The following is a 13,053-nucleotide window of genomic DNA, read 5'->3' as shown; positions in this document are numbered from 1 at the left end:
GGATCAAGCGCCCGCGCCTTCAGTATTTGATCCATGTCGTTTTCAGCGCGGTGTACTTGTCGAGCGCGTGCAGCGACAGGTCGCGGCCAAAGCCGGATTGCTTGATCCCGCCGAACGGCGTCATCGGGCTCAGCGCATCGACCGTGTTGACGGAAACCGTGCCGGCGCGGAGCCGGCCGGCAACGCGGTGCGCACGCGAAAGACTGTCGGTCCACAGCCATGCGGCCAGTCCGTACGGGCTGTCATTGGCAATGCGGATAGCCTCCTCTTCGTCGTCGAAGGCTATGACCGAAAGCACCGGTCCGAATATCTCGTCGCGGGCAATCGGGTCATCATGGGCAACATTGTCGAAGATGGTCGGCTGTATGAAGCTGCCGCGACCGTTGATCGTGACCCGATCGCCGCCGGCAACCAGGCGCGCGGTCTTCTTGCCGGCCTCGACGAACCGCATGACGTTGGCGGCGTGGCGGGCATCGACCATGGCGCCCATTTTCGAGGCCGGGTCGAGCGGATCGCCAGGCTGGGTGGCCGCAGCGCGCTCCGCCAGTTTCTCCAGAAGCGCATCCTTGATGCCGCGTTGCACGAGCAGGCGCGAATTGGCCGAACACACCTCGCCCTGGTTGAAGAAGATGCCGAAGGCCGCCATGTCGGCCGCCGCATCGAGATCCTTGCAGTCAGCAAAGACAAGGTTCGGGCTTTTGCCACCGGTTTCGAGCCAGACCTGCTTCATGTTCGACTGGCCGGAATACTGCAGGAACATTTTGCCGACCGAGGTCGATCCGGTGAAGGCAAGGCAATCCACATCCATGTGGCGGCCGAGCGCTTGGCCGGCCGTCTCGCCAAGGCCGGGCACGACATTGAGCACGCCGGCCGGCAGACCCGCCTCCATGGCAAGTTCCGCCAGCCTGAGCGCAGAGAAAGGCGACTGCTCCGCGGGCTTCAGCACCACCGAATTGCCCGCCGCCAGCGCTGGCGCGCATTTCCAGGTTGCCATGTCGAGCGGGAAATTCCACGGCACCACGGCACCTACCACGCCGAGCGGCTCGCGCCGCACCAGCACCAGATCGCTCGTGCCGGTCGGCGCCACTTCGTCGTAGATCTTGTCGATGGCCTCGCCATACCACTGGAAGATCGCCGCCGAGCCGGGGACATCGACAGTCGCCGCATCCGTGACAAGCTTGCCCATGTCGAGCGACTCGAGCAGGGCAAGCTCCTGCAGGTTTTCGCGCAACAGCCGTGCCAGCCGCAGCAGCACCTCCTTGCGGTGCGCCGGGCTCGTGCGCGACCAGACACCGGCCTCGAAACTGCGGCGCGCCGCGGCAACGGCCAGGTCGATGTCTTCCTCACCGCAGGACGCCACCTCGGCCAGCGTTTCGCCGGTGGCTGGATTGATGCTGGCGAAGGTACGGCCCGAACGCGCGGCAACCGTCTTGCCGTCGATGAACGCCTTGTCGCGAAAACGGATCGCCGATGCTTTGCCGATCCAGTCCTTGTGACTGAGTTCGCTCATGCGGATGCCTCCCCCTGTATGCCGGCTACTCGCGTACTGGCTACTCGTCGCCCGGCACGCCGTAGCTCGGTGCGTCCGACGGATTGATCGCGCGGGTCACATAGGCATCGAGCTGCGGCTTGTAGCGATCCCACAAGGTCCCCAGTTCCTCGATCGGGCAGTCGTCTGTCCAGTCGCAGCGCAGGTCCGCGACCGGCCATGCGACCTCGCGCACCAGCTTCATTCCAGCCGAATGGACCGGGCCCGCCTCGCCACCCGCCTTCAGCGCGGCGCGCATGGTCGCGATCAGGCGGTCGCCGAGATGCCCTTCCGAAACCAGGAAGGCTTCTACCATGGCTTGCGGCACGCCATCATGGGCCAGCATGTTGCCGCCGCAGGCGACATTGTCCGCACGCGCCTCCGCCCAGATGCCAAGCGCCTTGGGCCCGGAATGAATAGCGGTTGTCCCGGCGGCGTCGACGGCCAGCACCTGCCGGTATTCGGGATAGGCGCCGGTGCGCCTCAAGATCGTAACCGCCTCGGCGGCCGAAGCGCCGCGCGCCAGCAGTTCGAGCCCCCTCGTGCCGAGCGCCGGATCGGTGACGTTCTGGCTGGCAATGGCGCCGACGCCTGCCTGCGCATAGGCACAACGCGCGGCCACCGCAGGCGACGAGGATGACACCGCGACCCCGAACATGCCGGTGCGGCTGCAGCGCGCGACGATGGAAAAGGTCATGGCCGTCAGTCCGGAATGACGGCGGTGCCGTCGATCTCGACCAGCCAGTCCGGCCGCGCCAGGGCCTGCACGACGAGGCCGGTCGAAACGGGATGCACGCCCTTGATGTACTCGCCCATGGTGCGGTAGACCGCCTCGCGATGGCGCACGTCCGTGATGTAGACGACCACCTTGACCAGGTGCTCCATGGTGCCGCCGCACTCCTCGATGAGCTGCCTGATGTTCTGCATCACCTTGTGCGTCTGCTCCGCCGGATCGTGGCTGTCGATATTCTTGGCGGTGTCGAGATCCTGAGGACACTGGCCGCGCAGATAGACCGTCCGGCCGCCCCGCGTGACGACCGCCTGGCACAGATCATTGTCGAGCTTCTGCTCGGGATAGGTGTCCTTCGTGTTGAACTTGCGGATTCTTGTATGCGCCATCCTGGTCTCCATCAGATCGGGCTCGTGGCTGTCGTCAGCGTCGGTCAGGCGTCCACGGTCTCGCGCCGAGCGGCAGCATGGTAGGCCAGATATTTGCGCTGCGTCGAAATCCGGTCTGCGACATGCTTGGCATCATGCCAGACACCCCAGATGAAACTGGACCCTCTTCGCGACTGCCAAGGCAGGCCGAGAAAATAGATTCCAGGCTCGACCGAGACGCCGCGCTGGTGCTTTGGCCGGCCCCTCTCGTCAAAAGCATCGACCTTCAACCAGCTGTAATCGACGGCAAAGCCGGTGGCCCAGATGATCGCCGCTATCCCGGCGCCAGCCAGATCGAGCTCACGAAGCGGGTTGGTCAAGCAGTCCGGATCCGGGTCGATCCGACGGGCCGTGGGCTCCTGCTGAAGGTCGAGGCCGTTGCGCGCGACATAGGCGTCGGCCTCGTCCAGCAGCGACATCAGGTTGGCGTCACCGCGGGCAATGTTCTTCGCCAGATCGGGCGCGAAGGTCAGCACGCCGTCCTGATATGTCTTGGTCATGCCCACAAGGGTAAGCCCCTGCGCGGCCAGTCGACGGAAATCAATCGTCTCGCCGCCACGCGCGCCGCTCACCGCAATCGTGACATGTTCCGTGCCAGGCCCCGGGGTTTCGAGGTCCCATTTGCCGAGAACGCCAAGCCACCAGCAGAAATCGCGCCCGCGATAGGCGCGTGGCGGGCGGTCGTGCGGGCCGACCGAGAGGTAGACGCGCCGCCCCGAGCGCTGAAGCTCGTCGGCGATCTGCACGCCTGACGATCCCGCCCCGACCACCAGCACCGCGCCCTTCGGCAGCTGTCCTGGGTTTCGGTACGCGCTGGAATGAATCTGCAGAATACCTGCATCGTCGGGGACAATGGCGGGGATGACCGGGACCTGGAAAGGTCCGGTCGCCGCGACGATGCTGTTGGCTTCGATCACCCCATCCGACGTCTCGACGCGGAACCCGGGTCGACCGACAATTCTTTGCGCGAGCTTGACCTCGACGCCGCAGCGGATCGGCGCATTGATCTGCCTTGCATAAGCGGCGAAATAGTCCGCAACCTCCTCCTTGGAGGGAAAGCCGTCGGGACCCGTCACGGGAAATTCCATGCCCGGGAAACGGTCATGCCAGGCTGGCCCATTGGCAACGAGCGAGTCCCATCGCTGCGAGCGCCAGCGCTCGGCGATCCGGCCACGCTCGAGAACGAGATGCGGCACCGCGCATTTGCTCAGATGCTCAGACATAGCCACCCCCGCCTGGCCACCGCCGACGACAAGCGTGTCTATTTTTTCCACTGACATTTCTGCGTCCTTTCCCTCCAAGAGTTTCTGCGGATGCGAGGAGGTCAGATCGCTGGTGTACTGGAGGGACTGGTTAGCGAAAATTACGATTTCACGTGGCAGTGGTTAGCTTGTCCCTAAACGCCAGGAGCCAACGCGAGACTACGACAACATCGCCCTGGCCGCTTTTTCGCCGATCATCATGGATGGCGCATTGGTGTTGCCGCCAATCAGCGTCGGCATGATCGAGGCGTCGGCCACACGCAGATTTTCGAAGCCGCGCACCTTGAGGCCGGCCGGATCGACCACCGCCTGGGTATCGGTGCCCATCTTCGCCGTGCCGACCGGGTGATAGACGGTGAGCGCCTCGGCACGCAGATAGGCGAGGATGTCGGCGTCGGTGACGACATCGGGTCCCGGCAGGATTTCCGGTCCGCGAATATCGGCAAAGACCGGCGAGGCCAGGATCGAGCGCGCCAGCTTGATGCCCTCGACCAGAGTCAAAGCATCCTGCCCGTCGCTGAAGAAGCGGTGATCGATCAGCACATTTCGGCGGGTGCCGTCGCGCTCGAGCGTGATGTCGCCGACGCTTCCGGGTCTGAGCACGCAGGTGTGCACGGCATAGCCGTGGCCATATTCGACGAGCCGGCCGCGATGGCTGCGATAGCCCGGAACAAAGTGGAATTGGACATCGGGAATATCGCCGGCATATTTCGTCTTGGCGAAGCCGCCGGCCTCGACGTAGTTGGTCGTCAGCATGCCCTTGCGCCGGACGAAATACTGAAACGGCGCCACCAGCATCGCCGGCAGATTGGCGAGCGACAGGCCGAGCGTCTTGGTGTTGTTCGACCGCACGGTGATCATGCCGTCGACATGGTCGCGCAAATTCTTGCCGACGCCCGGCACGTTCATGACCGGCTCTATCCCCGCCGCCTTCAGCTGGTCGGCCGGGCCGATACCGGAAGCAAGCAGGATGCGCGGCGATCCGATCGCGCCTGCGCTGAGCACAACTTCGGCGCGGCATGTCAGCCTTTGGGCTGCTCCGTCCTTGATCACATTGACGCCGGTGACGCGCCCGCTTTCGACTGCCAGATCAAGCACCTCGACGCCTGATAGGACTTGGAGGTTCGGGCGGCTAAGAACCGGACGAACGAAGGCTGCATAGGCCGAGAATCGCTCGCCCTTGTCCTGGGTGACATTGTAGATGCCGAGACCGAGTTGGCCATCGGCGTTGAAGTCGCGGTTTTCAGGCAGGCCGATGTTCCGGCCCGCCTCTACCCACAGGTTGGATAAGACGTTGGGATCACGCGGATTGTCGACCAGCAATTCGCCGTCGAAGCCGTGATAGGCCGGGTTCTGCGACAGGAGATTCCGCTCCAGCCTCTTGAAGACCGGCAAGACGTCTGCATAGGACCACCCCGCACAGCCAAGCGCTGCCCACTCATCGTAATCCTGGGCGGCGCCGCGAATATAGACCATCGAATTGATCGAACTCGACCCGCCGAGAAGCTTGCCCCGGTTGACCGGTATGCGGCGGTTGTTGAGCAGCGGCTGCGGCACGCCCTTGTAGCCGTAATCGAAAGTCGGATTGCCGTAGAGCGAGAGAATGCCGGCCGGCACACGCACCCTTGTGCGGTCATCGCTGCCGCCGGCCTCGACGAGGCAGACGCGGTTGGCGGGGTTGGCGCTCAGCCTGTTGGCCAGGACACAACCGGCCGACCCCGCGCCGATGACGATATAGTCGAATTCCGCGGTCGCGATGCTCATGCCTTGCCTGCTAGTGCTCTTCGTCTTCGTCGTTCTTCAAGAGCTCGAGGATTTCCCGCTTCATAGCGATGAAGTCTGGCTCCATGACCAGATCCATGCTGCGCGGACGCGGGAGGCTGACGCGGATTTCCTTCTTGATCTGGCCGGGCCGGCCGGACATGACGAGCACCCGGTCCGCCAGCAGGATCGCCTCGTCAATGTCATGCGTGACGAACAGAACCGTTTTCTTGGAATGGTCCCAGATCCTCAGCAAAAGCTTCTGCATTGAGTGGCGGGTCTGGCTGTCGAGCGCTCCGAAAGGTTCGTCCATCAGCAGCACCTGCGGATCGTTGGCGAGCGCACGCGCAATCGCCACGCGCTGCTTCATGCCGCCCGACAGCTGCGAGGGATAATGGTTGGCGAATTTCGCCAGGCCGACCTCTTGGAGAAAATGCTCGACGATGGCCCTTCGCTCGACCGCCGACATGCCCTTGCGCTTCGGACCGTATTCGACGTTCTGCGCCACGGTGAGCCAGGGAAACAATGTATATGCCTGAAACACCATGCCGCGATCCGGGCCCGGCTCGGTGACCGGCTTGCCGCCGACCGAGATCATGCCGCCGGTGCGCTCCTCGAGACCGGCGATGAGATAGAGCAGGCTCGACTTGCCGCAGCCGGATGGGCCGACGATCACACAGAACTCATTGGGCGCGACATGGAACGAGATGCCGTCCAGCGCCAGTACGGCGTTGTCGCCGGTGCCGTAGCGCAGGGCCACATTATCGACGCCGATGTCGGCGCTCTTCGGTTTCGTCGCAAGTGTCAGGGCGTCCATGTCAGCGAATTCCTCAATTGGCCCAGGGAGCGACGAGGCGGCGGATGCCCCGGAACAATTGGTCGGTGCACAGACCAAGGATGCCGATCATGGCGATGGCCATGAAGATGACGTCGACTTGGAAGCCGCGCATCGCCTTGAGCGAGATATAGCCAAGTCCGCTGCGAGCGGCGACGAGTTCGGCAACGACAAGATAGGTCCAGGCCCAGCCCATGGTCACGCGCAGCACATCCAGCACGTTCGGCAGCGTGGCCGGAAAGACGATGTGGAAGACCGTGTCGCCGCGTTTCGTACCGAGCGTGTAGGCGGCGTTGACGAGATCACGCTGAACGCCGCGGGCGCTGTCGGCAATCATCACGAGCTGCTGGAAGAAGATGCCGAAGATGATGACGGCCACGCGCTGCTCGATGCCGATCCCGATCCACAGGATGAAAAGCGGCACGAAGGAGGTTACCGGCAGATAGCGGATGAAATTGACGAGCGGGTCGAGCGCGGCCTGGACGATGCGATAGGTGCCCATCGTCAAGCCGAGCGGCACCGCCACGATGCTCGAAATGACGAAACCGATCAGCACCACCTGGACGCTGGCGAGCACGTGCTCCCACAATGAGCCGTCAAGCGCCATCCTGATGGTAGTGGACAAGACGGATTCCGGGCGCGGCAGGAACATTTCCTTGACCGCTCCGGAATAGGTCAAAGCGAACCAGCCGCCGATGACCGCGGCCCAGACCAGGACGCTGAGCGTGATGGCGAGAGGGCGCGACACGGCCTGAAAAGGCGTGGCGACAGCTTTCCAGGCGGATCGACCGGGCTGATTTTTATCCACGCTCGTGGTCACGATATGGCTGATGGGAGAGGTTGCATTCGGTGCCAGTGTCACAGGGAAACCCTTTGGGCTGGAGAGACCGCAGGCGCGAGGCCCTACCTGCGGTCCAGCGACCTCACTTTACAAGGCGAGATCACTTCGTGAGGCCAGATCACTTCGCAAGGAAGGACGGATCGACGAGGTCATCGTATTTGATGTCCATCTTGAGCTTGCCGAAGCCGCCCCAGACATCGCCGCCGAGCTTGATCAGCTTGCCGGCTTCACCGCTCTCGCCGCCGGCGAAAAATTGGGCATTGCGGTCCTTGCCGTAGAAGTTCACGCCCGCGGCGGACGAGGCGAAGTCCTTCGGATCCTTGAGCCAGCCGCCAACGCCCTTGGCCATCACCTCGTAAGCCTTCGCAGGATCTTCCTTGATCAACTCGTTGGCCTTGTAGAGGCCCTTCACCAGCGCCTCGACGTCCCCGGGGTTCTTGGTGATGTAGTCGCAGTTCAGCGCCACCACATCGACGATCACGCCTGGTGTCTTCGAGGAGTCGATCAGCACCTGCCCCTTGTTTTCCTTCTTGGCCAGCGTCAGATGCGGCTCCCAGGTGACGGCCACAGGAATGCGGTCGGCCATGAAGGCGGCGGCGGCATCATCCGCCGTCATGTTGGTGATCTTCACGTCGGCCTGACTGAGACCGGCCTGCTTGAGCAGGATGTTGAACCAGAACTGCGACACCGAGCCTTCGTTCAGCCCGACCTCCATGCCCTTGAGATCGGCGACGCTCTTGACGCCGCTCGGCGCCAGGACGCCGTCGCCACCATGGCTGTCATCCAATGCATATACCGATTTGAAGCAGACATCCTTCGAGCGGTACTTCATGATTTCGTCTATGGTGGAAGCGCTGCCGTCGAGTTCGCCGGCGGCGACGGCGGCCATGTACAGCGATGCTTCCTCGATGATTTCGAGCGAAACATCGAGGCCCCCTTCCTTGAAGTAGCCCATGTCACGCGCAAGGAAGAGCGGGCCGTAACCGACCCAGGTCGTCATGCCCAGCTTCAAGCTGCCGGCTTCGGCGTGGAGGCTCACCGAAAGGGTGCTGAGGGCAATGCCGGCCGCAAGCGCGGCACGGCGAAACTTCGAGATTATTGTCGTCATCACGTTCCCCTGTCTTTTTCTGAGGTCAGGCGCTGTCTGCACCAAAACAACCCGCTTCGGGCGCATCGCCGAAGGCTGCCGCCTGACGTTCTTTTTGTTCTCTTTCAGCCGGCGGATGAAGCAAAGCACGCTGTGTGCGATGCACAAATAATGATTTTCGATAATTCTGCTTAGGCTGGGCCTAACCAAGCCGGCGCTGCCGCGTCTGCGCCACCCACAGACTTTGGCGTGAGACGGGTTGACGATCCCGATGACCTCATCGTCGCTTTCGGAGAGGTCAACGACGGTCGCCTCCTGGAATTTGCGAAGCTGGCTGGTGCGAAACAATTGGCGCCTGTATTCATGGTCGGGTGCAGGCAATGTAGAGCGAGGCGTGATAGCGATCAAAGCGACGGCGTGTGCAGAGTTTGCGTTCGATCTTCCTCATAGGCAGTGCCCTTTAGCATGGCTCGTCAGCATAGTGTTCCGGCAAAGGCGCCAACATCTGTGCTAGGCCGACGAAGTGGGACTGGAGAAGGTCGCCGATTTGCGCTGGCGAGCTCTCGCCATCGTGGAGGCGCAGGTCACGTCGCGAACAGCTGGCAAGTTCTGTTGCCGTGCCAACCGTGTGAACGAACTGTGGTCGACATCTCCCGTGAAGCGAATACCGCCGACGAGTTCATACCGAGGTGAAGCCAGCTTCTCTCGCGTCGGCCCCGAGGATGTCTGCTTTCAGGCCGCCGCGAAGCTGACCTGAACGTCCGATATAAAGCGCGAAGCGGTCGTTCACGCAGCGACTAACCTACGTCGTCTTCGGTTAGCCTATATGGCATGGGCAGCACTTCGATCAGGCGCTCGAGACCATCCCAATCGCACGTCATTACCGCCTTTTGCCGCATGCATCGACTTAAGGTCTTTCCATCCTCGAAGGAGAGGCGCTATGTGTGGCCGTGCAAAACAAAACTGCAAGGAGCAAGAACTGAAGCAAGGAGCAGAACCTCTACCCTGCCCTTGGATCGTGTTCATATAAACGCTGGCATAGTGAAGCTCGGTTTGGCCCACTTCTAAGCGAAGTTGACCATAACTAATTGATATTATACAGTTTTGGTGGGCCCGGAGGGTATTCAGAAAGCCATAAAAATCAATTGGTAAGAGATCAGTGGGACTTCAGAGCATTCAAATCTTTTCCAATGTTTTTCAATGTTGTTGTCCCACTCAGAAGTGCCTCAGTCCACCAAGCCGACGCACTGAACGCCTCACTCCGAAGGGAGGTTTGCGCAAGGCGAAAGGAAGATCGCGTCGGTGTGCAGCCTTCCTGAGAAAGGTCGCGGTAGCGCCAACTGCTGACGCTCAGCGCGAAGACATCAATGTCCTGTTATGGGGCCGTCAGAGGACCGGCCGCTTGTCGCGCCAAGAAGCGATAGCAGACATGCAACTAGGTGGTACAAAATCTCTAGCGTGACCCTTTCGAGACATTTGCGTGCGGCATTTGCGTCTCGAAAGCGGTTCTTTAGTGCTACCAGCACCAACGACCGTCGGCGGTCGTTCAGAACACGGGTTACCGTCTCTAAACCGTATATTGGACCGGGCAGCCGCCGGAAATTGATCGAATGGAGGTGATCGCATGTCAGGAGGCGTTCAAAAACGACCTACGACCGCGATCTTCATCGCGGCCGTTTTCATGGTGTCATTCCCGGCTATGCTGACAAGTTCTTTATGATCGGCAGCTTGCGGATCGTCTTGCCCGTCGCCGCCCGTAGCGCGTTGGCGACGGCCGGGCCGATCGGCGGCACACCCGGCTCGCCAACGCCCGTGGGCGGCTCGTCGGACGGCACAATGTGCACCTCGACGCGCGGCATCTGCTCGATCCTGAGCGGCATATAGGTGTCGTAGTTCTCTTGGTCTACGACACCGCCCGTCAGGGTCAGCTCCTCCTGGAGGATCGCGCCTAGCCCGAAGCCGATACCGCCCTCCATCTGAGCGCGGATCTGGTCAGGATTTATCGCGGTGCCGCAATCTACCGCGCAGACGACGCGGTCGACTTTGAAATCATTTCCATCGTTGAAGGTGATCTCGACCACCTCGGCGACATAAGTCGAGAGGCTTTCATGCAGGGCCACGCCGCGGAAACGGCCTTCCGGCAGAGGCTTGTCCCAGCCTGCCTTCTCAGCAGCCAATTTCAGCACGCCGGCATGCCGTGGATGGTGACCGAGCATCGACATGCGGAAGTCGACCGGATCACGGTTCGCAGCGGCGGCGAGCTCATCGATCAGGGTTTCCATTGCGTAAGCGGTGTGGGTGGAGCCTACCGAACGCCACCACAGCACTGGGATGTTCACGTCCGTGGTGGTCAGCTCGACCTTCAGGTTCGGGATCGCATAGGGCAGGTTGGTGGCGCCCTCTACGGAGGTCGGATCGATGCCGTTCTCGATCATCGCCGCAAAGGGCGAACCGCCCGCGATCGATTGGCCCACGATGTGGTCATGGAGAGCGACGACATTGCCTTCCTTGTCGAGCCCCGCCTCGACTGCGTGCACATAGGCCGGCCGGTACCGCCCACCCCGCATGTCGTTCTCGCGGGTCCACTGCACCTTCACTGGCTTGCCGGGTCCCAGTGCACGCGCTGTGGAAACAGCTTCGATAATGAGATCTGCGTCCGAGACCGCTCGGCGGCCGAAGCTGCCGCCGGTCTTCATCACGTGCAGCCTCACCTTGTCCGGCGTGGTGCCGCCTACTTGAGCGGCAGCCGCCTGATAAAGGTCGGGCATCTGGTGTCCGCCCCAGACGTCGATGGTGCCGTCTTCGTTGATTCGGGCGGCCGCGTTGAGTGGCTCGATCGAAGCATGGACAAGATAGGGGAATTCGTAGTGCCCTTGGATGACTTTCTCAGCACTGGCCAACGCTGCGGGAGTGTTACCGTCGTCGCGCGCGGTGGCCGCGCCCGGATCGTCTGCTGCCTTAGTGTATTCGGCCATGATCTCGGCCGTGCCGCGCCTTTCGGCCTTCTCTTCGTTCCAGGTCACCTCCACGAGATCGCGGCCCTTGAGCGCCGTCCACATGTCCCTGCCGACCACGGCAATGCCGCGCGGCGTCTGGACGACATCGACAATGCCGTCGAGTGCCTTGGCCTTGGAGGCGTCGAAGCTCTCGATCTCAGCGCCGAACTTCGGCGGATGGATCATAACGGCCGTATTGAGTCCATCCATCTTGAGGTCGATCGTGTAGGTCTGCGCGCCATTGGTCTTGCCGGCGGAATCGTAGCGCTTGAGGCTGTCCGATCCGATCTGGGCCCACTTGTCGCGCGGCTTTAGCGGCACGTCGTCGGGAACCGGCATTCCCGCTGCGGCTTCAGCCAGGTCACCGAAGCGCGCCTGCATCCCTGAGGCGTGCGACACGACCCCGGAAGCGACTGTGATCTCGCCGGCTGGCACGTCCCACCGCTGCGCCGCGGCCGCCACCAGCATGGCCCGTGCGGCAGCACCCGCCTTGCGATAGCGCTCCCACGACGAGCTCATCGACGTGGAGCCACCGGTTCCCTGCGCGGCCCCGCCCCAGGCGAGATTGCCGTAGAGCGCGGTATTGCCATATCCGCCGACCACGTGGACCTGCGCCCAGGCGCCGTCGAGCTCTTCCATAACCAGGGTGGCGATGCCGAAATAGGAGCCTTGTCCCATCTCGAACTGCGACGAGTGGATGACGATTCGGTTCTCCGGTGTGATCTCGACATAGGTCTGGAAGGGGTTCGCCTGGACCGCTGCAGGCGTCGTTTGTGCGTTGGCGGGCGCGGCCATCATTAGCCGGTAGCCCACGGCGAGGCCCGCGGTGGTGACGGCCGTGCCGAGGAGGAACTGGCGGCGCGTGGGCCCCACGGCATTATGCTTCGGGAGAAACTGCAACATGCCTCAAGTCTCCAGCCGGTTGGCGGTCTCGTGGATGGCCGCGCGGATGCGATGATAGGTGGCGCAGCGGCAGAGATTGCCGCTCATCGCCGAATCAATATCATCGTCCGTCGGCTTCGGCGTCTCTGTCAGGAGGGCCACGGCCGACATGATCTGGCCAGACTGGCAATAGCCGCATTGAGGTACGTCGAACTCGGCCCACACGGCCTGGACCGTTTCGCCGATCTTGCCCGACACGCCCTCAATGGTGGTGATCGAGGCTCCTTCGATGTCGCCGACTGCGGTCTGGCACGAGCGCGTCGGCATGCCGTTAACGTGAACCGTGCAAGCGCCGCACTGGGCAAGGCCGCAACCGAATTTCGTTCCTGTGAGTCCGATGCCGTCACGGATCGCCCAGAGCAGCGGCATCTCTGGATCGACGTCGAGTGTTCGCGCCTCGCCATTGAGGGTAAATGCGACCATGGCTTGCTCTCCTTGTCCTGAGCTGGCTATCTCGTTGCCCCTCCGCCCGGCTAGAAACCGGACTCTTCTTGCTGAGGCATAGCGACCACAGACTAGGATCGCGCAGCTCGAGCAACAAGCCGCTAGCTGGCAATCGCGAGATCGTGAAGTGGCTCGTGTCGAAAGGCTGGAGGCAACTGAATGTCATTTTTGGGCCGACCGGCCGGTCAGTTTCCGGCTC

Annotated in this window: 10 protein-coding genes; all 10 read right to left on the bottom strand. The window is 62.4% G+C overall.

From position 1 onward, the window contains the following. Positions 1-19 precede the first annotated feature (19 nt). Positions 20-1,510 (bottom strand): aldehyde dehydrogenase, encoded by a 1,491-nt coding sequence (locus tag NKI52_RS29280; RefSeq protein ID WP_352700485.1) that lies wholly within the window; start codon positions 1,508-1,510, stop codon positions 20-22. Positions 1,511-1,550: 40 nt separating this feature from the next. After that, positions 1,551-2,225, bottom strand: coding sequence for a DUF1028 domain-containing protein (locus tag NKI52_RS29275; RefSeq protein ID WP_352700484.1), 675 nt, complete (start codon positions 2,223-2,225; stop codon positions 1,551-1,553). A 5-nt stretch (positions 2,226-2,230) separates the two neighbouring features. After that, entirely contained in the window at positions 2,231-2,647 is a 417-nt protein-coding gene (locus NKI52_RS29270; RefSeq protein WP_112394870.1) for a RidA family protein, read from the bottom strand. A gap of 44 nt (positions 2,648-2,691) precedes the next feature. After that, complete coding sequence (locus NKI52_RS29265; protein ID WP_352700483.1) at positions 2,692-3,966, bottom strand: flavin-containing monooxygenase; 1,275 nt, start codon at positions 3,964-3,966, stop codon at positions 2,692-2,694. 141 nt (positions 3,967-4,107) lie between these two features. Beyond that, positions 4,108-5,712, bottom strand: coding sequence for a GMC family oxidoreductase (locus NKI52_RS29260; protein ID WP_352700482.1), 1,605 nt, complete (start codon positions 5,710-5,712; stop codon positions 4,108-4,110). Positions 5,713-5,722: 10 nt separating this feature from the next. Then, complete coding sequence (locus NKI52_RS29255; protein WP_352700481.1) at positions 5,723-6,526, bottom strand: ABC transporter ATP-binding protein; 804 nt, start codon at positions 6,524-6,526, stop codon at positions 5,723-5,725. A 13-nt stretch (positions 6,527-6,539) separates the two neighbouring features. Then, a complete protein-coding gene (locus NKI52_RS29250; protein WP_352700480.1) occupies positions 6,540-7,352 on the bottom strand; it encodes an ABC transporter permease in 813 nt (270 codons plus the stop codon). 151 nt (positions 7,353-7,503) lie between these two features. Continuing rightward, positions 7,504-8,493: an ABC transporter substrate-binding protein gene (locus NKI52_RS29245; RefSeq protein WP_352700479.1), complete on the bottom strand. Its 990-nt coding sequence runs from the start codon at positions 8,491-8,493 to the stop codon at positions 7,504-7,506. Positions 8,494-10,169: 1,676 nt separating this feature from the next. Further along, positions 10,170-12,371, bottom strand: coding sequence for a xanthine dehydrogenase family protein molybdopterin-binding subunit (locus tag NKI52_RS29240; protein WP_352700478.1), 2,202 nt, complete (start codon positions 12,369-12,371; stop codon positions 10,170-10,172). Positions 12,372-12,374: 3 nt separating this feature from the next. Further along, a complete protein-coding gene (locus NKI52_RS29235; RefSeq protein WP_352467057.1) occupies positions 12,375-12,833 on the bottom strand; it encodes a (2Fe-2S)-binding protein in 459 nt (152 codons plus the stop codon). Positions 12,834-13,053 lie beyond the last annotated feature (220 nt).

The sequence above is a fragment of the Mesorhizobium sp. M0590 genome (assembly GCF_040320905.1).
GTDB lineage: Bacteria > Pseudomonadota > Alphaproteobacteria > Rhizobiales > Rhizobiaceae > Mesorhizobium.
The sequence above is the reverse complement of the archived record's forward strand: the minus strand, read 5'-3'. Positions and strand labels throughout refer to the sequence as shown.

Bases quoted from the DNA above. Each gene is read 5' to 3' on its own strand.
- NKI52_RS29280 (WP_352700485.1), bottom strand. From the start codon at position 1,510: ATGAGCGAACTCAGTCACAAGGACTGGATCGGCAAAGCATCGGCGATC.
- NKI52_RS29275 (WP_352700484.1), bottom strand. From the start codon at position 2,225: ATGACCTTTTCCATCGTCGCGCGCTGCAGCCGCACCGGCATGTTCGGG.
- NKI52_RS29270 (WP_112394870.1), bottom strand. From the start codon at position 2,647: ATGGCGCATACAAGAATCCGCAAGTTCAACACGAAGGACACCTATCCC.
- NKI52_RS29265 (WP_352700483.1), bottom strand. From the start codon at position 3,966: ATGTCAGTGGAAAAAATAGACACGCTTGTCGTCGGCGGTGGCCAGGCG.
- NKI52_RS29260 (WP_352700482.1), bottom strand. From the start codon at position 5,712: ATGAGCATCGCGACCGCGGAATTCGACTATATCGTCATCGGCGCGGGG.
- NKI52_RS29255 (WP_352700481.1), bottom strand. From the start codon at position 6,526: ATGGACGCCCTGACACTTGCGACGAAACCGAAGAGCGCCGACATCGGC.
- NKI52_RS29245 (WP_352700479.1), bottom strand. From the start codon at position 8,493: ATGACGACAATAATCTCGAAGTTTCGCCGTGCCGCGCTTGCGGCCGGC.
- NKI52_RS29240 (WP_352700478.1), bottom strand. From the start codon at position 12,371: ATGTTGCAGTTTCTCCCGAAGCATAATGCCGTGGGGCCCACGCGCCGC.
- NKI52_RS29235 (WP_352467057.1), bottom strand. From the start codon at position 12,833: ATGGTCGCATTTACCCTCAATGGCGAGGCGCGAACACTCGACGTCGAT.